At 73.4% G+C, this 25,024-nt stretch carries 19 protein-coding genes; 4 read left to right on the top strand and 15 right to left on the bottom strand.

Going from position 1 to position 25,024, the window contains the following annotated elements; genetic code table 11:
• Positions 1-97: 97 nt before the first annotated feature.
• The 6 genes from ACWC5C_RS06315 to purN form a co-directional block, all read right to left on the bottom strand.
• Positions 98-1,087: a malate dehydrogenase gene (locus tag ACWC5C_RS06315; protein ID WP_450874254.1), complete on the bottom strand. Its 990-nt coding sequence runs from the start codon at positions 1,085-1,087 to the stop codon at positions 98-100.
• 214 nt (positions 1,088-1,301) lie between these two features.
• The gene (locus ACWC5C_RS06320; protein WP_450874256.1) at positions 1,302-2,474 is read right to left on the bottom strand and encodes a DUF2690 domain-containing protein; all 1,173 of its coding nucleotides are present in this window, start codon (positions 2,472-2,474) and stop codon (positions 1,302-1,304) included.
• A 404-nt stretch (positions 2,475-2,878) separates the two neighbouring features.
• Entirely contained in the window at positions 2,879-3,283 is a 405-nt protein-coding gene (locus tag ACWC5C_RS06325) for a DUF3017 domain-containing protein (protein WP_450874696.1), read from the bottom strand.
• A gap of 199 nt (positions 3,284-3,482) precedes the next feature.
• Positions 3,483-4,370 (bottom strand): bifunctional methylenetetrahydrofolate dehydrogenase/methenyltetrahydrofolate cyclohydrolase, encoded by an 888-nt coding sequence (locus ACWC5C_RS06330; protein ID WP_385438840.1) that lies wholly within the window; start codon positions 4,368-4,370, stop codon positions 3,483-3,485.
• Positions 4,371-4,519: 149 nt separating this feature from the next.
• Positions 4,520-6,109, bottom strand: a complete 1,590-nt coding sequence (gene purH / locus ACWC5C_RS06335) for a bifunctional phosphoribosylaminoimidazolecarboxamide formyltransferase/IMP cyclohydrolase (protein ID WP_450874258.1) — start codon at positions 6,107-6,109, stop codon at positions 4,520-4,522.
• Positions 6,106-6,753: a phosphoribosylglycinamide formyltransferase gene (gene purN / locus ACWC5C_RS06340; protein WP_450874260.1), complete on the bottom strand. Its 648-nt coding sequence runs from the start codon at positions 6,751-6,753 to the stop codon at positions 6,106-6,108. Before purN ends, purH begins: the two co-directional genes overlap by 4 nt.
• Positions 6,754-7,107: 354 nt before the next feature.
• Here purN and ACWC5C_RS06345 point away from each other — a divergent pair, with 354 nt between their 5' ends.
• On the top strand, positions 7,108-8,049 hold the full coding sequence (locus ACWC5C_RS06345) for a hypothetical protein (protein ID WP_450874262.1): 942 nt from the start codon (positions 7,108-7,110) through the stop codon (positions 8,047-8,049).
• Positions 8,050-8,122: 73 nt separating this feature from the next.
• On the opposite strand, the gene ACWC5C_RS06350 is transcribed toward ACWC5C_RS06345, so the two are convergent.
• The 8 genes from ACWC5C_RS06350 to ACWC5C_RS06385 all read right to left on the bottom strand — a co-directional run bounded on the left by ACWC5C_RS06350 (position 8,123) and on the right by ACWC5C_RS06385 (position 20,002).
• Positions 8,123-9,922: a cell division protein PerM gene (locus ACWC5C_RS06350; protein WP_450874264.1), complete on the bottom strand. Its 1,800-nt coding sequence runs from the start codon at positions 9,920-9,922 to the stop codon at positions 8,123-8,125.
• A 195-nt stretch (positions 9,923-10,117) separates the two neighbouring features.
• Positions 10,118-11,002 (bottom strand): succinate--CoA ligase subunit alpha, encoded by an 885-nt coding sequence (gene sucD / locus ACWC5C_RS06355; RefSeq protein ID WP_385438852.1) that lies wholly within the window; start codon positions 11,000-11,002, stop codon positions 10,118-10,120.
• Positions 11,003-11,023: 21 nt separating this feature from the next.
• Positions 11,024-12,196 carry an ADP-forming succinate--CoA ligase subunit beta gene (sucC, locus tag ACWC5C_RS06360; protein ID WP_450874266.1) on the bottom strand — a complete coding sequence of 391 codons (1,173 nt, stop codon included), beginning with the start codon at positions 12,194-12,196 and terminating at the stop codon, positions 11,024-11,026.
• Between the two features lie 315 nt (positions 12,197-12,511).
• A complete protein-coding gene (locus ACWC5C_RS06365; protein WP_450874268.1) occupies positions 12,512-14,128 on the bottom strand; it encodes a hypothetical protein in 1,617 nt (538 codons plus the stop codon).
• 96 nt (positions 14,129-14,224) lie between these two features.
• On the bottom strand, positions 14,225-15,172 hold the full coding sequence (locus tag ACWC5C_RS06370) for a hypothetical protein (RefSeq protein WP_450874270.1): 948 nt from the start codon (positions 15,170-15,172) through the stop codon (positions 14,225-14,227).
• Between the two features lie 158 nt (positions 15,173-15,330).
• The gene (locus tag ACWC5C_RS06375) at positions 15,331-16,527 is read right to left on the bottom strand and encodes a VWA domain-containing protein (RefSeq protein ID WP_450874271.1); all 1,197 of its coding nucleotides are present in this window, start codon (positions 16,525-16,527) and stop codon (positions 15,331-15,333) included.
• Positions 16,524-18,869 carry a DUF5682 family protein gene (locus ACWC5C_RS06380; RefSeq protein ID WP_450874273.1) on the bottom strand — a complete coding sequence of 782 codons (2,346 nt, stop codon included), beginning with the start codon at positions 18,867-18,869 and terminating at the stop codon, positions 16,524-16,526. Before ACWC5C_RS06380 ends, ACWC5C_RS06375 begins: the two co-directional genes overlap by 4 nt.
• Positions 18,866-20,002, bottom strand: coding sequence for an ATP-binding protein (locus ACWC5C_RS06385; protein ID WP_450874275.1), 1,137 nt, complete (start codon positions 20,000-20,002; stop codon positions 18,866-18,868). Before ACWC5C_RS06385 ends, ACWC5C_RS06380 begins: the two co-directional genes overlap by 4 nt.
• A 136-nt stretch (positions 20,003-20,138) precedes the next feature.
• On the opposite strand from ACWC5C_RS06385, the gene ACWC5C_RS06390 reads away from it, so the two are divergent.
• Both ACWC5C_RS06390 and ACWC5C_RS06395 read left to right on the top strand, forming a co-directional pair.
• Positions 20,139-21,719: an SWIM zinc finger family protein gene (locus ACWC5C_RS06390; RefSeq protein WP_450874277.1), complete on the top strand. Its 1,581-nt coding sequence runs from the start codon at positions 20,139-20,141 to the stop codon at positions 21,717-21,719.
• Positions 21,716-23,356: a DUF5691 domain-containing protein gene (locus ACWC5C_RS06395; RefSeq protein WP_450874279.1), complete on the top strand. Its 1,641-nt coding sequence runs from the start codon at positions 21,716-21,718 to the stop codon at positions 23,354-23,356. The genes ACWC5C_RS06390 and ACWC5C_RS06395 overlap by 4 nt, the downstream gene beginning before the upstream one ends.
• 87 nt (positions 23,357-23,443) lie before the next feature.
• On the opposite strand, the gene ACWC5C_RS06400 is transcribed toward ACWC5C_RS06395, so the two are convergent.
• Positions 23,444-23,854: a cobalamin B12-binding domain-containing protein gene (locus ACWC5C_RS06400; RefSeq protein ID WP_385438871.1), complete on the bottom strand. Its 411-nt coding sequence runs from the start codon at positions 23,852-23,854 to the stop codon at positions 23,444-23,446.
• Positions 23,855-24,090: 236 nt separating this feature from the next.
• Here ACWC5C_RS06400 and ACWC5C_RS06405 point away from each other — a divergent pair, with 236 nt between their 5' ends.
• Positions 24,091-24,948 carry an esterase/lipase family protein gene (locus tag ACWC5C_RS06405; RefSeq protein WP_450874697.1) on the top strand — a complete coding sequence of 286 codons (858 nt, stop codon included), beginning with the start codon at positions 24,091-24,093 and terminating at the stop codon, positions 24,946-24,948.
• Positions 24,949-25,024 lie beyond the last annotated feature (76 nt).

Here is a 25,024-nt window from a genome sequence, read left to right on the forward strand (position 1 = left end):
AGGAGAAGGTGGGGCGCAAGAACAGCGAATAGCCAAAGGGTCACCCTCCGGAGTGAATAACGGAGGGTGACCCTTCGGAAGTCCGCGGCGGGGCGCGTCAGATGAGGCCGAGACCGCGCACGGCCTCGCGCTCCTCCTCCAGCTCCTTCACCGACGCGTCGATGCGGGTGCGGGAGAACTCGTTGATCTCCAGGCCCTGGACGATCTCGTACTTGCCGTCCTTGGTGGTGACCGGGAACGACGAGATCAGCCCCTCCGGCACGCCGTACGAACCGTCCGACGGGATACCCATGGAGGTCCAGTCACCGGCTTCGGTGCCGTTGACCCAGGTGTGGACGTGGTCGATGGCGGCGTTGGCGGCGGAAGCGGCCGAGGACGCGCCACGGGCCTCGATGATCGCGGCGCCGCGCTTGGCGACGGTCGGGATGAAGGTGTCGGCCAGCCACTGCTCGTCGTTGACGACCTCGGCGGCGTTCTTGCCCCCGACCTCGGCGTGGAAGACGTCCGGGTACTGGGTGGCGGAGTGGTTGCCCCAGATCGTGAGCTTCTTGATCTCCGCGACCGGCACCCCGGTCTTCTGGGCCAGCTGCGACAGCGCGCGGTTGTGGTCCAGGCGCGTCATCGCGGTGAAGCGGTCGCCCGGTACGTCCGGGGCGGCGGCCTGGGCGATCAGCGCGTTGGTGTTGGCCGGGTTGCCCACGACCAGGACCTTGATGTCGTCCGCCGCGTGGTCGTTGATGGCCTTGCCCTGCGGCTTGAAGATGCCGCCGTTGGCCTCCAGCAGGTCGCCGCGCTCCATGCCCTTGGTACGCGGGCGGGCGCCGACCAGCAGCGCGACGTTGGCGCCGTCGAAGGCGACGTTCGGGTCGTCGGAGATGTCCACGCCGCGCAGCAGCGGGAACGCGCAGTCGTCCAGCTCCATCGCGGTGCCCTCGGCCGCCTTCAGCCCCTGGGGGATCTCCAGAAGCCGCAGTTTGACCGGCACATCAGCGCCGAGAAGCTGACCGGAGGCGATGCGGAAGAGCAGCGCGTAGCCGATCTGGCCGGCCGCGCCGGTGACGGTGACATTGACGGGAGTGCGGGTCATGGCGGTCTCCTGCGCTGTGTTTGTCCGAGATCTCTTGGTGTCGAGATACCGGCGTCAGGCTATCCGACGACGCGGCGCCCGCATCCCCGGGCCTGTGTGTCGCCGCTCACCGGCCACGCCCCGGCGGCCGCCTGCCAGGAGGGGGAGTACAGACGGCCGCCCGGTGCCGCACCCGTGGGGGGGTTCGGCCTGCGCCTGCCCCGATTCCCGGGGGTCATTCCCCCCGTTCCGAAATTCCCCCGGACGGATCCGCGGTGCCCTCCCGTGGCGTGCAGCCGCGCTGGCCGCCGGTGAGGGTGGCGCACGCGGTGGCCCGCGAGGTGGCGTCCGCGGTGACCATGGCGGTGTACGCGTCGCCGTCCGCGTCGACCGTGCCGCGCTCGGCACGGCCCGTCCCGCCGCCCTTGGCGGGGGCGCTGACCTGTACCTGATCACCGGGGGCCGCCTGGGCGATGCGGGCCCATGCGGCGCCGCAGACCTTGCTGTAGCGGACCTCGACGTACGCCGTCCCGACCATCGCGTTCGCGGTCGTCGTGGCGTGCTTGCCGCCGCAGCCCATGGCCTCCGGGTCCTTCCCGGCGCAGTCGTCCCCGGAGCACTTCACCCCGGCCGGGAGCCGGGAGGCGGTGGTGGCGGGGGCCTTGACCTGCTTCTGGGCCCGCTTCTCGCCGCTGTCGCCCTGGCTGGTCACGAGTACGGCACCGGCCACGATCAGCAGCGTGCCGACGACGCCCGCGGCGAACAGCGCGATACGGCGCCGGGGCCGCTCGGCGGGACGCGGCGGGCCCGGCTCATCGCCCTCAGGTGGTGAGGGCGGGGTGGGCGCGGCGGGCGCGGTGGGCTGCGCGGGCGATGACGCCGCCGGGACGGGCTCCACCAGCGGGTGTTCGGGCGCGGGTACGTCAACGCCCTGAACACTCGGGGTACTCGGGGTACTCGGGGCGCCCGGGGTGCTTTGCGCACCCGGGGTGCTCCGCACGCTCGGGAAGGCTGCCGGGTTGGACTTCGCCGGTTTGCGCCCGTTCTTCTTCTCCACCGGCGGCGGCGCGAACTCCTCCAGCGCCGCCCTAGCCCGGTCGACGCGGATCGCCTCCATCGTGACGTCGTGCCGCATCTCGGCGCGGCTCCACGCCCGCTCCGCCAGCTCCCACAGGGTGCTGAGATGCCCCACGTCCGCGCCCGTCGCCTCGGCCAGCGCCTCCACCGCGCCCTGCGGCGGCAGGAGTCTGCCGCCGAGGTAACGCTCCCAGGAGGTCTTGCTGTAGCCCGTGCGGTCGGCGATGGCCACGACGCTCATCCCGCTCCGGTCGACGAGCCCGCGTAACTGCCCGGTGAACTCCCGCACCTGCGGATCGAGTTCCTCCGGCAGGTCCCTCCAACGAGGCATGTGCCTCCCCCTGTCCCCCCGTACGTACCTGGTCGTTCCCCTGGCTCTGGGCGCCGAAGTGACTACCCAAAGAGATGCCTTGCCCCAGGATGTCAGTTCCTCGCGCGGGGGCGCATCGGAGCATTTCGGACTGGGGAGCGCACTCCCCCTGCTCCTGCTCGTCGTTGCACGGCCGAGACCTCGTTGCGGAACTGTCACTTCCAAGCCACAGGCGCCCGACACTCATTGATCCCGCACAGCTGACACACAACCCTGGTCATCAGGCGGTCCGTCCTTCTTCGGGGGAGAGGGCGGACCGCCGTCAGGGTCCGTGAGGGAAGCGAACAAGCCAACGGCGGCCCGTCCTCCCGCGGGGGGTGAGGACGGGCCGCCGTTCCGTTGACGGGCCGTGCGGAGGGCGCGGACTAGCGGACCGTGAAGTGCACCACGTCCTGAAGGAACGGGAGCTTGATCCAGGGGTCCGGCTGGACCATCAGCGACAGCAGCACGATCACCGCGCCGAGCCCGCCGTACGTCAGCAGGTCGGTGAAGCGCGACCGTACGGCCAGCATCCCCACCTCCGGCAGCGCCCACCGCAGCGCGGCGCCCGCCAGCAGGGACAGCCCGATCAGCGCCGTGCCCAGCCGGAAGCCGTCCAGCGAGACGATCAGCAGCCCGAGCGCAACGCCGCCCACCACGGCCAGGAACGGCCACTGCCGGGCGGCCGACGGGGCGCTGCCGGGCGCGGCCCGGCCGCCGCCCTGCGGACGCGCGGTGTCGCGGGTGATCAGCGGGAAGCGGCGGGACTTACGGAGCAGCAGCCCGGGCAGTTCCGCGACCGTCGGCTTACCCGACGAGGCCCCACCGGCCGCAGCGCCACCGGTCGCAGCGCCACCGGCCGAAGCCCCACCGGTCTCCGCTCCACCGGTCGCCGCTCCATCGGCTGGAGCCCCATCGGCCGGAGCCTGGTCATCAGCCGCCGCCTTCTGACCCGCCGCCGGCTGACCGGTCGCGGGCTCCTCGCTCGCCTCAGCCGTCATGACCGGCACCGCCGTCGGCGGCCGCCTTCGCGTCCCGCTCCGCCGCTTCCACGACGTTGACCAGCAGCTGAGCGCGCGTCATCGGGCCGACGCCGCCCGGGTTCGGCGAGATCCAGGCCGCGACCTCGGACACGTCGGGGTGCACATCGCCCGCGATCTTGCCCTCCGCGTCCCGGCTGACGCCCACGTCGAGCACCGCGGCGCCCGGCTTGACGTCCTCCGCCTTCACCAGGTGCCGCACCCCGGCGGCCGCCACGATGATGTCGGCCTGGCGCAGCTGCGCGGACAGGTCGCGGGTGCCGGTGTGGCACAGCGTGACCGTCGCGTTCTCGGAGCGGCGGGTGAGCAGCAGCCCGATCGACCGGCCCACGGTGATGCCGCGGCCGACGACCACCACATGCGCGCCGTTGATCTCCACGCCGTGGTGGCGCAGCAGCTGGATGATGCCCTGCGGCGTGCACGGCAGCGGCGCGGTCTCGTTCAGCACCAGCTTGCCGAGGCTCATCGGGTGCAGCCCGTCGGCGTCCTTGGCCGGGTCGATCAGCTCCAGCACCCGGTTGGTGTCGATGCCCTTGGGCAGCGGCAGCTGGACGATGTAGCCCGTGCACTCCGGGTCCTCGTTCAGCTCGCGGACCGCCGCCTCGATCTCCTCCTGGGTGGCGGTGTCGGGCAGGTCGCGGCGGATGGACGCGATGCCGACCTGGGCGCAGTCGCGGTGCTTGCCCGCGACGTACCACTTGCTGCCCGGGTCTTCGCCGACGAGCAGGGTTCCGAGGCCGGGATGGACGCCCTTGGCCTTCAGCGCCTCCACGCGGCTGACGAGATCGGACTTGATCGCGGCGGCGGTTGCCTTGCCATCGAGAATCTGGGCGGTCATGGCTTCATCCTCCCGGATGCGGGGACATCGATTCCACTCAGGGCCCATGAGAAGGGCCTGTGAGAGGGGACGCGGTGGGGTGGGCGGCGGAGGCCGCACCCCTGACCTCGGGGTGCGGCCTCCAGTGAGATATGTCGCGTCGGGCGGGCTCAGTGGAAGAAGTGGCGCGTACCGGTGAAGTACATGGTCACGCCCGCCTTGCTGGCCGCCTCGACCACCTGCTCGTCGCGGACCGAGCCGCCCGGCTGCACCACGGCCTTGACGCCCGCCTCGGCCAGCACCTCGAAGCCGTCCGGGAACGGGAAGAAGGCGTCGGAGGCGGCGTACGCACCGGCCGCCCGCTCCTCGCCCGCCCGGGCCACGGCCAGCTTGGCCGAGTCGACGCGGTTGACCTGACCCATGCCGACGCCGACCGTGGCGTTGTCCTTGGCGAGCAGGATCGCGTTGGACTTGACCGCCCGGCAGGCGCGCCAGGCGAAGGCCAGCTCGGCGAGGCCGTCGGCGTCCAGCGCCGCACCGGTCGCCAGGGTCCAGTTCGCCGGGTCGTCGCCCTCGGCCTGGAACCGGTCCTTGGCCTGCACCAGCGTGCCGCCCTCGATGGGCCGCTGCTCGGTGACGGCGGCGGGCGCGTCGGCGCAGCGCAGCACGCGGATGTTCTTCTTACGGGCCAGCACCTCGACCGCGCCGTCCTCGTACCCGGGCGCGACGATGACCTCGGTGAAGATCTCCGCGACCTGCTCCGCCATGGCGACCGACACCGGACGGTTGACGGCGATCACGCCGCCGAACGCCGACAGCGAGTCGCACGCGTGCGCCTTGCGGTGCGCTTCGGCGACGTCCGCGCCGGTCGCGATCCCGCAGGGGTTGGCGTGCTTGATGATCGCGACGCACGGCTCGGTGTGGTCATGGGCGGCGCGGCGGGCGGCCTCGGTGTCGACGTAGTTGTTGTACGACATCTCCTTGCCGTGCAGCTGCTCCGCGTGCGCGAGGCCGGTGCCGCTGCCGTCGCTGTAGAGCGCGGCGGGCTGGTGCGGGTTCTCGCCGTAGCGCAGGACCTGCTTGCGGGTGAAGGTCGCGCCGGTGAAGTCCGGCCACTCGCCCTCGCCATCGGCGGCGCTGTGCCCATCAGCGGCTCCGCCGCGGGCGTCGGCGAACCAGTTGGCGACCGCCACGTCGTACGCCGCGGTGTGCTGGAACGCCTCGGCCGCCAGCCGCTTGCGGCGCGCCAGGTCGAAGCCGCCGTCGGCGGCGGCCTTGAGGACGTCACCGTAGGCGGCCGGGTTGACGACGACCGCCACGGACGGGTGGTTCTTGGCGGCGGCGCGGACCATCGACGGACCGCCGATGTCGATCTGCTCGACGCACTCGTCGGGCGAGGCGCCCGAGGCGACCGTCTCGCGGAACGGGTAGAGGTTGACGACGACCAGTTCGAACGGCTCGACGCCCAGCTCGGTGAGCTGCTCGCGGTGCGCGTCGAGGCGCTGGTCGGCGAGGATGCCCGCGTGGACGCGCGGGTGCAGCGTCTTGACGCGGCCGTCCAGACATTCCGGGAAGCCGGTCAGCTCCTCGACCTTGGTCACCGGAACGCCCGCCGCCGCGATCTTCGCGGCCGTCGAGCCGGTCGAGACGAGCTGGACACCCGCCGCGTGCAGCCCCTGTGCCAGCTCCTCGAGCCCGGTCTTGTCGTACACGCTGACCAGCGCGCGGCGGATGGGCCGCTTGGTACCTTCGGCGGTCACGGGATCCTTACCTTTCGTCCCTCAATGCGGTAGCCGTGACGGGCCAGACGCCCCACGACCTCGACGAGCAGCGAACGCTCGATTTCCTTGATCCGCTCATGCAGAGCGGACTCGTCGTCCTCGTCCCGGACCTCGACCACGCCCTGGGCGATGATCGGGCCGGTGTCGACGCCGTCGTCGACGAAGTGGACGGTGCAGCCGGTGGCCTTCACGCCGTACGCGAGCGCGTCGCGCACCCCGTGGGCACCGGGAAAGCTGGGCAGCAGGGCCGGGTGGGTGTTCACACACCGGCCGCCGAAGCGGGCCAGGAACTCCTTGCCCAGGATCTTCATGAATCCCGCCGAGACCACCAGGTCCGGCTCGAACGCGGCGGTCTGAACTGCCAGCGCCGCGTCCCATTCGGCGCGGTTCGCGTAGTCCTTGACGCGGCAGACGAAGGTGGGGATACCGGCGCGCTCGGCGCGCTCCAGACCGGCGATGTCGCGGCGGTCGGCGCCGACGGCCACGATCTGGGCTCCGTAGGCCGCGGCGCCGTCGTCGGCGATGGCGTCGAGGAGCGCCTGCAGATTCGTACCGGAGCCGGAGACGAGGACGACGAGACGGGCAGGGGACCCGGAAGGGGCAGGGAGGGGCGGGGAGGCCACGGCGGGGATCTTTCTCGCGGGCGGTGCTGCCGTTTGTGTGGTCGTACAAGGTCATGGCCTGTTGAATTCCGGGGAACTCTACGAAGCCGCCGACCGTCAGCAACGATACCGGCACACGAAGCGGCCCCCGGGGGACGGGGGCGGGCACGGGAGGTAGCGTCTGGACTGCGAATCCAACTGACGCCGTGGGAACGACCGTCGCGCCCGCCCCGCCGAGCCGTACGGAAGCAGCCGTACCCGGGCCCGGGTGTGCAGGACGACGACACAAGGGGAAGACACATTCCAGATGCCGGACCGACGCCGCCGCGCGGCACATCGCCTCACTCCGACCCCCGCCCACACCGGGGGGCGGCGATGAGGCGCGCCCGCACGTCGCGTACGACGCCGCTGCTGCGCGAGCAGCAGTCACCGTCGTCCTCCTCCTCATCCCCCTCGTCCTCCTCGCCCTCCTCCGCCTCGTCCGGGGGCCACCACGGCGAGGACCGGCCCGAGGACAATCCGTTCGCCCCGCCGCCCGAGGGCAGGCCCGACCAGCCCTGGCAGCCCCGGCACCGGCCCGACGGCGACAGCAGCAGCGACAGCGGGAACGGTGACGCCCAGGGCGGCCAGGACGCGCAGAGCGGCGGCCAGGGCTCGCAGAGCGGTCAGGACGACCAGCCGCAGCAGCCCCCGGCCTGGGGCAGCCAGTGGAGCAGCCGCCAGCCCGGTCGGCAGGGCGGCGGCTTCGGCTCCGGTCCCGGCACCGGCGGCAACCGTCCGTCCGGCCCCGGCGGCCAGGGCGGCGGCCCGGCCGGTCCGCGCGGCTGGGACCCCACCGACCCGGCCCAGCGGCGCGCCCGGTACGCGCTGCTGGCGGGCATGTGGGCGTTCTTTTTCGCGCTCTTCAGCCTGGCGCAGATCGCGCTGCTGCTCGGCGCGCTCGCGCTGTACTGGGGCATCAGCTCGCTGCGGGCCAAGCCGCGCCGTAAGGCCACGGCCTCGGCCGCCGCGGTGAGCGGCACGGCGAACGCCCCGCTCAACGCGCCGCCCCCGCCGCCCGGCGCCACCCCGGCCCGGCTGCCCGCGCCCGGCACCGGCTCCGGCTCCGGCTCGTCGAAGCCGCAGTCGACGGCGGCGATCAGCGGGCTGGTGACGGGCGGGCTCGCGCTCGCGATCGTGGCGGCGACGTTCAGCTTCCAGATCGTCTACAAGGACTACTACAGCTGCGTGGAGGACGCTCTCACCCAGACCTCCCAGCAGGCCTGCGAGAAGCAGCTCCCCAAGGAGCTGCGGCCCCTCCTCAGCACCGGCGAATAGCACACCGGCGATACCCGCACCACCCGCATGCCGCAGCCGCCCCGGACGTCCTGTCCGGGGCGGCTGCGGCGGTCTACGGGGTCTCCTCCGGGGCGTCGGGTTTCCGGTGCGGGGGCGTGGCCTGCGCCTCCACCGGGCCCGGGCCCACCATCGGGCCGGTCGCGCCCACCATGCCGCCCATGAAGTCGGCCATCGTGCCCGCGCCCATACCGGTGCCGACCCCGGAGCCCAGGCCCGGGCTCGTCGCCGGATCCGGGGCGCGCTCCGGCTCGCGCTTCGCCTTGCCTCGCTTTCCCTTGCCGCGCTGCCGCGGGCTCGGCTTCAGCCACTGCCACCAGGGCTCGGCCATGGCCTTCCGCAGGTCGATCTGTTCGGCCTCCGGCTCCGGCTTCGGCTCCAGCGCCACCCGGGCCAGTGCCTCCTCGTGGGCCGCCCGCTCCTTCGCCCGCACGTCCGCCCGGGCCTGGGCCTTCGCCGCGCGGGCCGCCTTCCACTCCGCCCAGGTCGCCCTGGTGGGGACGTACAGCCGCACCCAGCGCACCACCAGCGCCCCGGGCACCGCGATCAGCCCGGTCCAGGCGAGCGTGGCCGTGCCGGTGCGCCACCAGTCGGGGCCGAGGTCGGCGAGGATGCCCGCGCCCAGCGGTCCGCCGGACACGGCGGCCAGCAGCGCCATCACGACCGCGCAGCCGAGCGCCGCGAGCCCCGCCAGCACCGCCGTCTCGCCCCAGCCCCACGCCGGGCGGGGCGCGCCCTTGCCGGGCCGCCGGGCCGCCGCGACCGCCGTCAGCCAGGCCACCGACGCCCCCGCCAGGGCCCCGATCAGCCAATTCACCGGCCAGTGCGGACCCTCCTCGGGCAGCGCCGAGACCAGGGGGAAGTGCGGCAGCTGGGGGTAGGTCGTGACGCCGAGCGGGGCGACCACGCTGCCGCCCCCGGCCGCGAAACCGGCGCCGATGCCGTACGAAGCACCCCACACGATGGCGTTCGGCAGCAGCGCCAGGCTGACCAGCAGCACCGCGAAGCGGCCCTGCCATACGTCGCTGAGCTGGAGGAACGCCACCTGCACTGACCCCGTGTGGCTCAGCACCGACACCCCGGCGAGCAGCGCGCCGCTGCCGAGCAGCACCATGACCCCGCTGGCCCCGGCGCGGCACGCGGCGAGCAGCCGGCGCCGTCGGCACCAGCTTCCGCGCAGCCACGACGCGCAGCGGACGGCGCCCGCCGCCAGCCACGCCGCGCCCGGCACCCGGCCCAGCGCCGCCTTCACCCGCGCGGGCGGCCGCACCGGGAACCGGCCGTCGGCCACCCACACGCCGAGGGCGGTGACGGCCGCGGCGACGAGCGGCAGCTGCAGTGCGGCGCTGAGCGGGTCGACGTGCAGCGGCCCGGCCGTGGCGTACAGCACGGCCGCCGTGCCGACGAGCAGATAGCCGCCCGTCACCCAGCCGAAGGCGGTACGGGGGTCGACGACGGATTCCTCGGGCACCCACTGGCCCTCGGCCTCCTCCGCCTGGCCCTGGTAGACCGCGTGCTGCGCGGCGCGGTAGAGCAGCCAGCAGGGCAGCGCGCTGATGAGCAGCGGGGTCAGCCCGACGGGCGACGGATGCCCGGACAGCGTCTCGGTCCGTACGAGGTCGGCGCCGTGCCCGAGGAGCCACAGGTCGGCGGCGACGTGCAGCGCCCCGTCGGGGCTGCTGTCGGGGGACGAGGAGGTGATCCACAGCAGCAGGACGACGACGGCGAGCGTGCCCAGGCCGAGCCCCGCGGCCACCACGCCGCCGAGGAACGCTTCCCTGGCGACGGAGGGGCGCTCGAGCGCGGCGCTACCGCGTGAGGACACCGATGGACTGCGATCGGTCGTTTGGGTCACGGGCCCATGCTGCCAATAACAGTCGTTTCATCCGTACATCAAGTGATTAGCCGCGTGTCGCACGTAATGGGCTTATGTACCTTTTGTCGAGCGGCGCCATACGGCCCTGGGAGCAGCCCGTGAACGTGAAAGGCGCGGGCCCGTACCACCCATATGGGGGTACGGGCCCGCGCCCATGAAGCGTGCTGCGCTCCGTCAGCCTGCCAGCGCGGCGCGCGCCAGACCGGCGGTCTCGGTCGGGGTCTTGCCGACCTTCACGCCCGCGGCCTCCAGGGCCTCCTTCTTCGCCTGGGCGGTGCCGGACGAACCGGACACGATCGCACCGGCGTGGCCCATGGTCTTGCCCTCGGGCGCGGTGAAGCCCGCCACGTAGCCGACGACCGGCTTGGTGACGTTGGCCTTGATGAAGTCCGCGGCCCGCTCCTCGGCGTCGCCGCCGATCTCACCGATCATCACGATCAGGTCGGTGTCGGGGTCGGCCTCGAAGGCGGCCAGCGCGTCGATGTGGGTGGTGCCGATGACCGGGTCGCCACCGATGCCGACGCAGGACGAGAAGCCGATGTCCCGCAGCTCGTACATCATCTGGTAGGTCAGGGTGCCGGACTTCGACACCAGACCGATGCGGCCGGGCTTGGTGATGTCGGCCGGGATGATGCCCGCGTTCGACTGACCCGGCGTGATCAGACCCGGGCAGTTCGGGCCGATGATGCGGGTCTTGTTGCCCTTCTGACCGGCGTAGGCCCAGAAGTTGGCGGAGTCGTGAACAGCGATGCCCTCGGTGATCACCACGGCGAGCGGGATCTCGGCGTCGATCGCCTCGATGACCGCGCTCTTGGTGAACTTCTCCGGGACGAAGATGACCGTGACGTCGGCGCCGGTGGCCTCGATGGCCTCCTTGACCGAGCCGAAGACCGGTACCTCGCTGCCGTCGAAGTCAACGGTGGTGCCGGCCTTGCGCGGGTTCACGCCACCGACGATGTTGGTGCCCGAGGCGAGCATCCGACGGGTGTGCTTCTGCCCCTCGGACCCGGTCATCCCCTGGACGATGACCTTGCTTTCCTTGGTGAGGAAGATAGCCATGGTTTCTGGTGACCTCGTCCCTTACTTCGCAGCCAGCTCGGCGGCGCGCTCAGCCGCGCCGTCCATGGTGTCCACCTGCTGCACGAGCGGGTGGTTGGCGTCGGTGAGGATCTTGCGACCCAGCTCCGCGTTGTTGCCGTCGAGACGCACCACGAGCGGCTTGGAGACGTCCTCGCCCTTGGACTTCAGCAGCTCCAGGGCCTGAACGATGCCGTTGGCGACGGCGTCGCACGCGGTGATCCCGCCGAAGACGTTGACGAAGACGGACTTGACGTCCGGGTCGCCGAGGATGATCTCAAGACCGTTGGCCATCACCTCGGCGGAGGCGCCGCCACCGATGTCGAGGAAGTTGGCGGGCTTCACGTTGCCGTGGTTCTCACCGGCGTACGCGACGACGTCGAGGGTCGACATGACCAGACCCGCGCCGTTGCCGATGATGCCGACCTCGCCGTCGAGCTTGACGTAGTTGAGGCCCTTGGCCTTGGCCGCCGCCTCGAGGGGGTTGGCCGCGGCCTTGTCCTCGAGCGCCGCGTGATCCGGCTGGCGGAACTCGGCGTTGGCGTCCAGCGTCACCTTGCCGTCAAGCGCGATGATCTTGCCGTCACCGGTCTTGACGAGCGGGTTGACCTCGACGAGCAGGGCGTCCTCGTTGATGAAGACGGTCCACAGCTGCTGGAGGACGTCGGCCACCTGGTCGGCGATCTCGGCCGGGAACTTCGCGGCGGCGACGATCTCGGCGGCCTTCTCGGGGGTCACACCCTCGATGGCGTCCACCGGGATCTTGGCGAGCGCGTCGGGGTTCTGCTCCGCGACGACCTCGATCTCCACGCCGCCCTCGACGGAGGCCATGGCGAGGAAGGTGCGGTTGGTGCGGTCCAGCAGGAAGGAGACGTAGTACTCCTCCTTGATGTCCGCGGTCTGGGCGAGCATCACCTTGTGGACCGTGTGGCCCTTGATGTCCATACCCAGGATCTGGGTCGCCTTCTCCACGGCGTCGGCCGGGTCGGAGGCCAGCTTGACGCCGCCCGCCTTGCCGCGGCCGCCAACCTTGACCTGCGCCTTGACGACCGCGCGGCCGCCCAGTCGCTCGGCCACCTCGCGCGCCGTCTCAGGCGTGTCGATGACTTCACCGGCCAGCACCGGTACACCGTGCTTGGCGAAGAGGTCCCTCGCCTGGTACTCGAACAGGTCCACGCGCGTCCGTCCCTTTTCCACTGGATATCGCGGTCGTTATCTGCGCGGGCGTGCCGCGATGGCCAGCGTGAGGACGCGATCTATGAGAGGGCGGCACACGTGCGCCGGGTACGCGGCATGTCCGTCTCGCAGGTTATAACCGCGAGACGTGCGTCCCTAAATCGCAGATCACACTGGAGCGGTGATTACAGTCACAGATCGCGACCGTACGCACCTATTTCGGCACCGAAAAGCGGGCAGCCCCCTCCCCAACGAGGACTGCCCGCTCTTGGCGTGTGCGCGGTATCACGGCTGCGTACAGCCGTCAGACGACCGTCAGACGGCCGGGAGGGTGCCCGGGGCGGTGGGCAGGTCGGCCGGGACGGTCGGCAGCTCGGCCGGGACGTTCGTCGGCAGGTCGGTGGGCAGCTGGGCCGGGACCTTCGGCAGGTCCGCCGGGACCTTCGGCAGGTCGGCCGGGGCCTTCGGCAGGTCGGCCGGGGCCTTCGGCAGGTCGGTCGGGAGCTGGCCCGGGACGGTCGGCAGGTCGGTCGGCAGGTCGGTCGGCAGGTCGGTCGGCAGCTGCGCCGGGACCGACGGCAGGTCCGCCGGAACGGTGGGCAGGTCCGCCGGGACGGTGGGCAGCTCGGCCGGAACGGTCGGCAGGTCCGCCGGAACGGTCGGGAGCTGGCCCGGGACGGTCGGCAGGTGGGCCGGGACCGCGGGGAGGGCCGGGAGGGCCGGGATGTTGGCGGCGTCGGTCAGGTCGACCGGGGCGACCGGGAGCAGGCTCTGCACGCGGGCCACGGTGTCCACCGCGGTGCCCTGCGCGTTCGTGGCCACGGAGCCGGTCAGGTCCAGCGCGAACGGAACGGTGCTGGTGGCCAGGTCGGCGGTGAACGGAACCGTGTTGGTGACGGTGTTCTGAGCGACCGGCACGGCGTTGGTCACGGTGTTCTGCACGAACGGCACGGCGTCGGAGACGGTGCCCTGCGCGAACGGAACCACGTTGCTGGCGGTGCCCAGCGCGTAGCCCTGCGCGCTGCCGCCCACGTAGGCGACGTACGGAACGGTCTTGCCCACGGCGTCACCGGCCAGCACGCCCGCGTCGTCCACGGTGCCCTGCGCGACCGGGACGACCTTGACCACGACGCGGTGCGCGACGGGCGGCAGCACGTCGTCGGCGACGCCGTTCACGACGGGCTTGGCGATGCCCACGGTGCCCTTGGCCTTGCCGGTCAGCTCCTCCGGGCGGACGCCCGCGCCGGAGAGGGAGGCGAGCAGGTTGTCGGCGGCGCCGGGGGCGGCGGGCAGCTTCGGGGTGGCCGGAAGCTGGGCGGGCAGCTCGGCCGGGGCGCCCTTGACGGACGGCACCGGGGCGGCGGCAGGCAGCGAGGAGCCGCTGACCGGCAGCGAGCCGAGGCCCGGCAGGTGCGGAACGACGCCGGGCACCTCGCCGGTGGGCAGGTCGACGTCGGCGGTCTTCTGGACGGACTTCACGGCCTTGTGGGCCTTCTTGACGACCTTGCCCGGCTTGGCGGCGTCACCGGTCACACCGTCGAGCGCGCCACCGGTCACATCGCGGGTGGTCTTGGAGACGTCCGGCAGCTGGCCCTTGGCGGCACCGTCCACGGTGTCGTCGACGGTGCCGGTCACGCCGTCCACGGTCTTCTTCGCGGAGTCGTTCAGCTTGGACGTGTCGGCCACATCGCCGGTCGCACCGTCGACGGTGTCGGTCACCTTGCCGGTGGTGTCCGTCACCTTGTCCGTCGTGTCGGTGACCTTGTCGGTCGTGTCGGTGACCTTGCCCGTGACGCCGCCCACCGTGCTGGTGACGCTGTCGGTGGAGGGGACGTTCGGGGTCTCGGCGGCGTTGGCGGCGGCGGAGCCGAGGGCCCAGATACCGGTGGCGGCAGCGGCGACGAGGATGGAGCGGCGAACGTTGTTGCGCATGGTGGAAGAAGTCCTTCGAATTCAAGAGGGGTGAGCGAACGGGCAGACCTGACCCGCCCCCGCGCGGCAGGTCTTACAGACGGGGGGAGGTCTGCCCTAGCCGGGGAATTCGAGGACTTCGTTGTACCGCTCGCGCGTCGGCGCTGAGCTGTCCGCGCGGACCGCGCCGGGCTCGAGCCCGAAGTGCGCGTCGCCGGACGGCGGCAGAGCGGCGTGGGTGTTCCCGCCACGGGGAGCGCCGCTGTCGCCGGTGCACTGGGTGACGGTCCCGAAGGGGGACCGCGGAAGGGGCATCGGCGCCGGAGCGCCGTCACCCCGGCCCGCGCCGTCGGACGCCCGGACGGCGGTGCCGTGACCGTCGTCGTGGGAGTCGGCGGTACGCGGCGCGTCGGCGTCCGAGTCCGCCGTGTCGGGCCCGAGCGGGGCCGCGGCGGGCTGGGCCGGGTGGTGCAGGGCGTCGTTCTTGTCGGCGTCGTCCGCGGCCGGGCCGTGGCCCGACGCGGCGCCGTGCTCGCCGGAGGCGTCGCCCAGGGCGCCGACACCGGCGTCGCCGACCTCGGACAGCCGGACCGGGAGGTCCGCGCCCGTGGCGTCCTTGACCAGGTCATCGACCGGGTCGGTGACCTGGCGGGTGTGCCGCTCGACCGGCTCGCGCACCGGTTCCACCGTCTTGCGGACGGTGTCGGTGGCGCTGTGCGCGGCGTGGCGCGCCACGGTGTCGGCGGTCTTGACCGCCTCGGCCGGGGCCGTCTTGGCTGCCGCCGCCTTGGCCGGAGCGGCCTTCGCCGGTGCTGCCTTGGCTTCCGTCGTGGCTTCCGTCGCCTTCGCCGGAACCGCCTTGGCGGCCGACTTCGCGGCGGCTCGCGTCGAGTCGACCAGGTCCGCTGCCTGGGCTTGGTGGCCCGTGACCGATCCGGTCGTCAGCTCTCCCCGCTCGGCCGCCTGGGCGCTGCCCCCGAAGAGGAACGCCAGTGCCAGGAAGCCCCCGAGGAACAGCGTCGCCAGCAGCGCCCGCCGCGCGGCCACGGTGCGCGGCAGGCGCACAGCGGCAGGCAGAGCGAACGCGGCAGACAAGAGGGAGGGCCTTCCGTGGTACGGCAACAGGCGAAGCGCCAAGCGGACGGTCACATTCCACGTCCTGGCGACGGGAATGATCCTTGCACGACCCACAGGGGGCGGCGCAAGCCCCTGGCCAGTGATGGTCAGTGATGCATCGCCATGTCCGGTATCGGCGGTTGGCGCCGCTCGATCGCCGCCGCCATCACCTCCGGGAAGAGATCGGGGGTGCAGGCGAAGGCGGGTACGCCGAGCGCGGCGAGCGCCGCCGCGTGCTCCCGGTCGTAACTCGGCGCCCCCTCGTCGGACAGTGCGAGCAGCGCCACGAACTGCACCCCGGACGCCTTCATCGCGGCGACCCGCCCCAGCATCTCGTCGCGTATCCCGCCCTCGTAGAGGTCGCTGATGAGCACGACGACGGTGTCCGCGGGCCGGGTGATCCGCGACTGGCAGTACGCGAGCGCCCGGTTGATGTCGGTGCCGCCGCCGAGCCGGGTGCCGAACAGGACGTCCACCGGATCGTCCAGATCGTCGGTCAGGTCCACGACGGAGGTGTCGAAGACGACGAGCCGGGTGGCGATCGACCGCATCGAGGCGAGCACGGCACCGAACACGGAGGCGTACACCACGGACGCGGCCATCGACCCCGACTGGTCGACGCACAGGATGACGTCCTTCTTCACCCCGCGCGCCGCCCGTCCGTAACCGATCAGCCGCTCGGGAACCACCGTGCGGTGCTCGGGGACGTAGTTCTTGAGGTTGGCGCGGATGGTGCGGTTCCAGTCGATGTCCCGGTGGCGGGGGCGGCTGATCCGGGCGGACCGGTCGAGCGCTCCGGTGAGGGTCGCGCGGGTGCGGGTCGCGAGCCGCTTCTCCAGCTCCTCGACGACCTTGCGGACGACGGCCCGCGCCGTGGTCCTGGTGGTCTCCGGCATCGCCTTGTTGAGCGAGAGCAGGGTGCCCACCAGATGCACGTCCGCCTCCACGGCCTCCAGCATCTCGGGCTCCAGCAGCAGCGCCGACAGGCCGAGCCGGTCGATGGCGTCGCGCTGCATGACCTGGACGACGGAGGTGGGGAAGTACGTACGGATGTCGCCGAGCCAGCGCGCCGCTTGCGGCGCGGAGCCGCCGAGCCCGCCCGACCGCGTGCCGCCGCCGGGGCCCGGGCCGTCTCCGTAGAGCGCTTCGAGTGTGCGGTCCATGGCGGCGTCGGTACCGCTCAGTTCGCGGCCGGTGCCGTCGCCGGTACCGCCGCCGGTACCGTCACCGCCGCCCTGCCCGCCGAGCACCAGCCGCCAGCGCCGCAGCCGTTCGCCGCCGCTGTCCGTGTCCGTGCCCGTCATCGGGCCACCTCCGAGATGTCGTCGCGATCAGGACTAAGACCGAGCAGCAGCCGCACCGTCGGTACGGCGGCCTCCGCCCGGTCCGCGTCGATCCCCGGGCCGAAGCCGGGCGCGGCGGGCCCCGCGGGTGCCGCCTCGCCGTCCGCGTCACTCCCCGGACCGCGGCGGACCAGCTCGCCGAGGGTGCGGCGGACGCCCGTGTCGTAGGCGGAGAAGGTGCGCCGCAGCAGCGGCAGGACGTCCGTGAACGCCTCGGCGGGCACGGAGGTGAGCCAGCCGTCGATGAGGCCGAGCAGCCGTTCGTCGTGGACGAGCAACATGCCGCCGCCCGCGCCGCCGCCGATGAACCCCTCGATCCAGGAGGCCGCCTCGGGCGGTGCGGTGCCGGGCGAGAGCGCGAGCCGCATCAGCCGCGCCGCCTCGTCCTCGGCGAGCCGCCCGTCGTCCAGCAGCAACCGCGCGGCCCGCCCCCGGAGCAGCCCCGGGACGGCGGACCCCCCGTCCCGCCCGGCGATCCCCCGCAGAACCCCCGCCCAGCGCCCCCGCAGCGGCCCACCCGAAGCGGCTGCCTCGGCCGCCTTGGGCTCCGGCAGGAGGGCGAGCGCCCGGTGTACGGACTCCAGGTGGCGGAGCATCTCGGCGGCGCCGTCCGCGTCGAGGCCTGCGCAGGCGGGCGGGAGGCCGACCAGGATCCGTTCGGCCAGGCCCGCGGCGACCTCGCCCAGCGCCGCGGTATCGGTGCCGCGTACGTCCCCGTACCGCACCGACCGCACCAGGGCGGGCAGCGCCTGGGCCAGGTGGCCCACGTCCGCGTCGAGCGCGGCGCGGTCGGCGAGCGCGCGCATCACCACGGGGAGGGCGTCCGGGAGCGCGGCCAGCAGACAGCGCTCGGCCAGCTCCGTGACCTCGGCCAGGGCTACGGCGCCCAGCGCCTCGGACTCGGCCTTGACGGTGGCCGCCGACAGCACGGTGGTGCCCCACACCCCCGCCTCGGCGACCCGCACCGACAGCTCCGGCTCCCAGCTCAGCCGCCACGTCTCGCGGAACGTGCCGGTGCTGCCGCGCGAGGCCGCCGGGGTGCCCCAGTCGACCCCCAGCAGCCGCAGCCGGTGCAGCAACCGGCTGCGCTCGGCGTCCATGTCCTTGCGCAGATCCAGCTCAAGCTCCCGCTCCACGGCCTCGGGCGCCAGCCGCAGCGAACGCTGGACGCGCCGCAGGTCCCGCTGGAGCGGTACGGCGGGGGCCGACGCGGGGACCTCGCCCAGCACGTCCCCCACCACGAGCCGGTCCCGCACCAGCGCGATCGGCACGTCCGAGCCCTCGCACATGACGGCCCGCACAGCGTCCGTCGTCTCGGCGAGCCCGGCGAGCGGGCGGCCGCGCAGGGCGGCGAGGGTCTCGGCGAGCCGCACGGCCTCGATGACATGCGCGGACGACACCGCGAAGTCCTCGTCCCGGAGCAGCCCGGCGACCTTGGTCAGCCAGCGCTCCAGGGGCCGGTCCGGGGCGTGGAAGAGATGGCTGTACCAGCCGGGCGAGGCGATCCCCGCCCCGTAGCCGCTGTGCCGCGCCAGCCGGCGGTGCGTCCAGGGCACCCAGCTGACCTCGGCCTTGACCTTCGGCAGCCCCTTGAGCAGCTTCCGGTCGGCGGTCACGGTGGAGCGGGCGGCCAGCGCCGGTACGTGCCAGGCCCCGCAGACGACGGCGACGGCCTCCCCGAACTCCCGCCGCGCCGCGTGCATCCGCACCCGCATGTGGGCTTCCCGGACGGCGTCGTCCTCGTGCCCGCCGTCCCCGTACGCGGCCCGCAGCTCCCCCATGGCCTCCCCGACGGCGGCGAACGCCGCCGTCCCGCCGATGCTGCGGTGCTCGACGACGTCCTCCCACCAGCGCTCCGGGTCCTCGTACCCGGCTGTCTCGGCGAGGACGGCGAGCGGATCGATACGCACCCGCTCGGCGTCGCCCGGCTGGTCCTCACCCGGCTCGGCCTTCGCCGTCATGGCCAGGGAGTTCGCGGCCGGGAGGTCGATGAACCGCACGGGCACATCGCGGGCCAGCGCCCACTGGATGGCCGCCCACTCCGGCGAGAACCCGGCCAGCGGCCAGAACCCGGCGCGCCCCGGGTCGTCCGCCACGTGCGCGAGCAGCGCGACGGGCGGCCGCATGCCCTCGTCGGCGGCGAGGTGCACCAACGCGTCCGCCTCCGGCGGCCCCTCGATGAGCACGCCCCCGGGCTCGCACTCGTCGAGCGCCGCCCGCACAGCCCGCGCCGACCCGGGCCCGTGATGCCGCACCCCCAGCAACAAGGGCCACTCCGGCACCCGGGCGCCGGGCGTGCTCACGCGGTCACCTCTCGGCAGGCGCGGTAGAAGTCCTTCCAGCCGTCGCGCTCGCGGACGACCGCCTCCAGGTACTCCTGCCAGATGACGCGGTCCGCTGACGGGTCGCGGACGACCGCGCCCAGGATGCCCGCCGCCATGTCGCCGGGCCTCAGCACGCCGTCGCCGAAGTGGGCGGCGAGCGCCAGGCCGTTCGTCACCACGGAGATGGCCTCCGCCGTCGACAGGGTGCCGGAGGGCGACTTGAGCTTCGTACGACCGTCGCCGGTCACGCCTTCGCGCAGCTCGCGGAAGACCGTGACGACGCGGCGGATCTCCTCCACGCCCTCCGGGGCCTCGGGGAGGTCCAGCGAGCGGCCGATCTGGGCGACGCGGCGGGCGACGATGTCGACCTCGTCCTCCGGGGTCGCGGGCAGCGGCAGCACCACCGTGTTGAAGCGGCGGCGCAGCGCGCTGGACAGCTCATTGACGCCGCGGTCGCGGTCGTTGGCGGTGGCGATGAGGTTGAAGCCGCGGACCGCCTGGACCTCCTCCCCCAGCTCGGGGACCGGCAGGGTCTTCTCGGACAGGACGGTGATCAGCGTGTCCTGCACATCGGCCGGGATGCGCGTCAACTCCTCCACGCGCGCGGTCATGCCGTCCGCCATGGCCCGCATCACCGGGCTCGGGACGAGCGCGGCGCGGCTCGGGCCGTGGGCGAGGAGCCGGGCGTAGTCCCAGCCGTAGCGGATCGCTTCCTCCGGCGTCCCGGCCGTGCCCTGGACCAGCAGCGTCGAATCGCCGCTGACCGCCGCCGCCAGGTGCTCCGAGACCCAGGTCTTGGCCGTGCCGGGGACGCCGAGCAGCAGCAGGGCGCGGTCGGTGGCCAGCGTGGTGACGGCGACCTCGACGATCCGGCGCGGGCCCACGTACTTGGGTGTGATCACGGTGCCGTCCGGCAGTGTCCCGCCGAGCAGATACGTGGCGACGGCCCACGGCGACAGCCGCCAGCGGACCGGGCGCGGGCGGTCGTCGGCGGCGGCCAGGGCGCTCAGCTCGTCGGCGAAGGCGGTCTCGGCGTGTGGACGGATGACCTCGGCGGCCTCGCCGCTCTCGGTGATTTCAGGTGAATTGGTTCCGGACACAGTGACGGTCACAGCTCCCCCACGACTCGTTGCTCGTTCCGCTCCCGGACTCGTGTTTCACTCTGCACCACCCCACTGACAACCGGCCCGGCCTCAACGAACCCGCAGGTCAGGGCAATTGTCAGTGGGCGCCCGTACCGTCGCAGACATGAATCCGCAGGGGGAACGCTGGACGGCGGAACAGGTGCTGGCCCTGGCGCCTGACACCGCGTCACGCAAGGCGGGCGGCAAGCTCGCGGGGGCCGCTTCGTGGTCGGGCACGGGAGCGCGGGGGCGGGCGGTGTGGGGGCTGTGCGCGGGCAGCGGCGGCGCACCGTACCGGACGGTGGTCGATCTGCACGGGCCTGCCTACCGGTGCAGCTGCCCGAGCCGGAAGTTCCCGTGCAAGCACGCGCTCGGGCTGCTGCTTCTGTGGGGGGCGGGCGAAGCGGGGGTGCCGGAGGGCGGGGAGCCGCCCGAGTGGGCCGAGCAGTGGCTCGGCGAGCGGCGCGAGCGCGCGCAGATCGCGGTGGGGGCCGCGCGCGGGGGTGCGGGCGCGGAGGCCGATGGGGGCGCGGAGGCCGATGGGGGCGGCGGCGCGGGGAAGGGGGCGGGCGGCACGGGCGGCGGTGCGGGCGGGGCCGCCGATCCGGTCGCCGCCCGCCGCCGCGCCGAGCGGCGCGCCCAGCGCATCGCGGCGGGCGCCACCGAGCTGGAGCAGCGGCTGTCGGACCTCCTGCGCGACGGTCTGGCCACGGCGGACAGCGCCGGATACGGGGCGTGGGACGAGACGGCCGCCCGCATGGTCGACGCCCAGGCCCCCGGCCTGGAGGCGCGGGTGCGGGAGTTGGGCGCGATCCCTTCTTCCGGCCCCGGCTGGCCCGCCCGTCTGCTGGAGGAATGCGCCCTGGCGCACCTGCTCGACCAGGGCTTCCTGCACCTCGACAGCCTGCCGGAGGAACTGGCCGCCACCACGCGCGCACGGGTCGGCGTCACGATGCCGGTGGCCGAGCTGCTCGCGCACGGGCGGCCGGTCCGGGACCACTGGCTCGTCCTGGGCCGCCAGGACAGCGGCGACGGCAAGCTCACCACCCGGCGGATCTGGCTCCATGGCCGGACCACGGGCCGGATGGCGCTGCTGCTGTCCTTCGGCGCGGCGGGGCGGCCCCCCGAGCTGGCCCTGCCGCCCGGGCTGGTGCTCGACGCGGACCTCGTCTACTACCCGGGCACGCGTCCGCTGCGGGCGGCGCTGGGCACGCGCTATCCGCCCGCCGAACCCCCGCTGCCGCCCGGGTGGCCCCCGGCGGCCCCCGCGTCCGCCGCGTTCGCCGCGTCCGCCACGTCCGCCGCGTCCGCCACAGACGGCGGGGCGGACGCTGAAGCCCTGGTGCCCGCCGGTACACCCAGCGGGGTCGGCATCGCTGCGGCCCTCGCCGCCTACGGCGACGCGCTGAGCGACGACCCCTGGCTGGAGGGCTGGCCCGTCGTGCTCTCCGGCGTCACGCCCGTCCCCGCCGGTGAGGGCGGTTGGCAGTTGGCGGACGAGGCGGCCGGGACCGCGCTCCCCGTCGACCCGAGGTGCCTCGGCCATACGAACCTGTGGCAGCTCACGGCGATATCGGGCGGCCGCCCCCTCACCGTCTTCGGCGAGTGCGGGCACCGCGGCATCACGCCCCTCACCACCTGGGATCCGGAACCCGTCCCGCTTGCCACGGGCACCGGCCCGACCTCGTACGGAGGCACGCGTTGACCAGCACCGCACCCGCACCCGCACCCGCGTCCGCACCCGTTTCGTGGGACGACCTCGTCGCCGCCGCCCTGCTCGGCACCGAGCGCCGCACCCCGCCGGTCGCCGCCCGCCCCGGGCAGGACGCGGCGTCCGCCCTGCTGGACGCCGCCGCGCTCAGCACCGTACGGCGGCGGGCCGGGCTGCGCCCCGCTCCCGCCCGGCCGGTCCCCGCCCCCGCGCCCGAGGACCCGCGCCCTCCGCTCCCGCCCGCCGCCCGCAGCCGACTGGCGATGCTGCTCGCCGACCGCTCATCTCCCGGGCGGAGCGGGCCGCGTTCCGCCCCCGATCTGGCCGAGCTGCTGCCCCAGTGGCTCGCCCTCGCCAACCAGCACGGCTACCGCGCGCCCGACGCGCTGCTCCCCACCCTGCTCGACGCCGCCCGCGCCCGTACCGATCTGCGGCCCGAGGCGCTCACCCTCGGCGGGCCCCGGGCGCTGTGGCTCGCCCGGCTCAACCCGGACTGGAAGTTCGCGCTGCGGGGCGGGCCCGGGCGGGGCACGGCGCCCGCGTCGGAGCCGGGCGGGGCGGCCTCTGACGACGCCGAGGTGCGGCGGAGCTGGGAGGAGGGGCTGTTCGCCGAGCGGGTGTCGCTGCTGGCCAGGACCCGCCACCGCGACCCGGCGGCCGGGCTGGCCCTGCTCAGCGGCACCTGGTCCACGGAGCGGGCGGAAGACCGGCTGATGTTCCTGGACTCGCTCCGCGACGACCTCTCGCCCTCCGACGAGCCCTTCCTGGAGCAGGCGCTGTCCGACCGCAGCCGGAACGTCCGGGCGACCGCCGCCGAGCTGCTGGCCGCGCTGCCCGACTCCGCGTATGCCGCGCGGATGGCGGAGCGGTCCGCCGCCTGCGTCTCCCTGTCCCCCGCGATCGGGCAGATCGCCGTCGACCCGCCGGAGCAGTGCGACAGCGGGATGCAGCGGGACGGCGTCGTGCCCAAGCCGCCGTCCGGCCGGGGGGAGCGGTCCTGGTGGCTGAGCCAGCTGGTGGAGGCCACGCCGCTGGCCCGCTGGTCCGAATGGTTCGGCGGGCTGGACGCCGACCGGATCGTGGCCCTGCCCGTCGCCGACGGCTGGACGGGGGACCTGCACGCGGCCTGGTGCCGGGCTGCCGTGCGGCAGCGCAGCGCGGAATGGTCGCGCGCGCTCCTCGGCCCGCCGGGTGCGCCCCCGGCCACCGCGGGTGCGCCCGCGGTGGCGGCTTGGCGGGACCCGGCGAAGCTGCTGTCCGCCCTCCCCGCGGAGGAACGGGCCCGGTGGGTCGCCGACTTCATCGCCTCCCACGGGCTGTCGGACGCGTTCCGGCTGCTGGGGGTGTGCGCGGTGCCGTGGGCCGAGCCGCTGGGCGGGGCGGTCGTGGACGCGCTGGACATCGCGCGGGACGCGGGCAGCTATCCGTGGAGCTTCAGCGGGATCATGGGCCTGGCCGAGCGCTGCCTCGACCCGGCGCAGGCGGACCGCCTGGAGATGCTGACCGCGCTGCCGGATGAGCCGGAGGGGGCGGCGCCGGGGGCCGGGGGGTACTGGTCGGAGGCGTTTCAGCGGTTGGTGGGGACGCTGAGGTTGAGGGGGGCGATGCGCGCCGAACTGGCCGGGGGCTGATCCCCCACCCCGCCCCTCCCCGAAACCGGGGCTCCACCCCGGACCCCGGGCTGCGTCCGGCGGACGGAGGGAGCCATGCGGGGTGGGTTAGGCGGGGACTGGGCGGACGTTTTGGCGGACCCAGTCGACGATCGACGTCGTCGTCGCGCCGGGGGTGAAGATCTCCGCTACGCCTTGTTCCTTCAGCGGGGGGATGTCCGCCTCGGGGATGATGCCGCCGCCGAAGACCTTGATGTCCTCCGCCTCGCGCTCCCGCAGCAGCTCCAGCACCTTGGCGAACAGGGTCATATGCGCACCGGAGAGGATCGAGAGGCCGATCGCGTCGGCGTCCTCCTGGATCGCGGTGTCGACGATCTGCTCGGGGGTCTGGTGGAGGCCGGTGTAGATGACCTCCATGCCCGCGTCGCGCAGCGCCCTCGCGATGACCTTCGCGCCGCGGTCGTGGCCGTCGAGGCCCGGTTTCGCCACCACCACACGGATCGGACCGGTCACACCCATCGCAGCCTCCAAGCCCTAGCAGCGCGCGCACCCGCGTGAACGAACGTTATGTCCAGCTTCCCGCAAGCATCCCCTACCCGGCAGTTTCGCGATGTGCGGCGAGGGGGAAATCACACCTGGGACACGTTCGACCTTGGGCCGGCCACCAAGGGGAGCCGCAGCGGGGACCGTCGCACCGCGCAGCGCCGCCCGGCAGCCGCATGGACGGCGGCATGGCATGGGCATGGCGCCGCGCGGTGCGACGGCGCGGTCATCGACCCGCTACCCGCATGGCACAAGGGCACAGGGGCACAGGGCACAAAGGGGGCGGTCGCGTGGGCCTCGTATGCAGCGGGAGCGGCGGTCGGGTTCGGGCTCTCGCGCTCGACCTGGCAATCCTCGCCGGGCACCTTCTCCTCTACCCCACCGGCCTCCGCCAGGAGCGTCCACCCGCCACGCCCCCACCCGACCTCCGGGGGCACCGCCCCGTGCTGCTCCTCCACGGCTTCATCGACAACCGCTCCGTCTTCGTACTGCTGCGCCGCTCCCTCCTCCGCAACGGCCGCCAGCATGTCGAGGCCCTCAACTACTCGCCCCTGACCTGCGACCTCCGCACCGCCGCCGCGCTGTTGGCCCGCCATGTCGAGGACGTGCTGGCCCGCACCGGCCACAGCCAGGTGGACATCGTGGGGCACAGCCTGGGCGGGCTGATCGCGCGTTACTACGTGCAGCGGCTGGGCGGCGACGTCCGCGTGCACTCCCTGGTCACGCTGGGCACCCCGCACTCCGGCACCCGCGTCGCGCCCTTGTTGTCCGCACATCCGCTCGTGCGTCAGATGTGCCCGAACTCCGAGGTGATAACGGAGTTGAGGCAGCCTGCCCCCGAATGCCGTACGCGTTTCGTTTCTTTCTGGAGCGATGTGGATCAGTTGATGATCCCGGCGGAAGTCGCCCGCATAGACCATCCAGATCTGATCTTCCGCAACATCCGGGTCAGCGGTGTGGGACATCTCGCCCTGCCGGTGCACTCGGCCGTCGCCGCCGGGATCCGGGAGGCGCTGGACGCCGCCAATGCCACGCCGACGGACACTTCGGGCGCCTTCTCGGTCGCTTGATACGACCGAAAATTGCCGAACAACCGTCGAACGCCGGGCCAAGAGTGGGCGCACAGTCAACCGAAAGAGGTCCAAA

Source organism: Streptomyces sp. NPDC001700 (assembly GCF_053596435.1).

What these genes read in the sequence shown, in the direction of transcription:
- ACWC5C_RS06345 (WP_450874262.1), top strand. Translation starts at nt 7,108, where the DNA reads ATGAGGCGCGCCCGCACGTCGCGTACGACGCCGCTGCTGCGCGAGCAG.
- ACWC5C_RS06365 (WP_450874268.1), bottom strand. Translation starts at nt 14,128, where the DNA reads ATGCGCAACAACGTTCGCCGCTCCATCCTCGTCGCCGCTGCCGCCACC.
- ACWC5C_RS06320 (WP_450874256.1), bottom strand. Translation starts at nt 2,474, where the DNA reads ATGCCTCGTTGGAGGGACCTGCCGGAGGAACTCGATCCGCAGGTGCGG.
- ACWC5C_RS06315 (WP_450874254.1), bottom strand. Translation starts at nt 1,087, where the DNA reads ATGACCCGCACTCCCGTCAATGTCACCGTCACCGGCGCGGCCGGCCAG.
- ACWC5C_RS06375 (WP_450874271.1), bottom strand. Translation starts at nt 16,527, where the DNA reads ATGACGGGCACGGACACGGACAGCGGCGGCGAACGGCTGCGGCGCTGG.
- ACWC5C_RS06390 (WP_450874277.1), top strand. Translation starts at nt 20,139, where the DNA reads ATGAATCCGCAGGGGGAACGCTGGACGGCGGAACAGGTGCTGGCCCTG.
- sucD (WP_385438852.1), bottom strand. Translation starts at nt 11,002, where the DNA reads ATGGCTATCTTCCTCACCAAGGAAAGCAAGGTCATCGTCCAGGGGATG.
- ACWC5C_RS06400 (WP_385438871.1), bottom strand. Translation starts at nt 23,854, where the DNA reads ATGGGTGTGACCGGTCCGATCCGTGTGGTGGTGGCGAAACCGGGCCTC.
- ACWC5C_RS06330 (WP_385438840.1), bottom strand. Translation starts at nt 4,370, where the DNA reads ATGACCGCCCAGATTCTCGATGGCAAGGCAACCGCCGCCGCGATCAAG.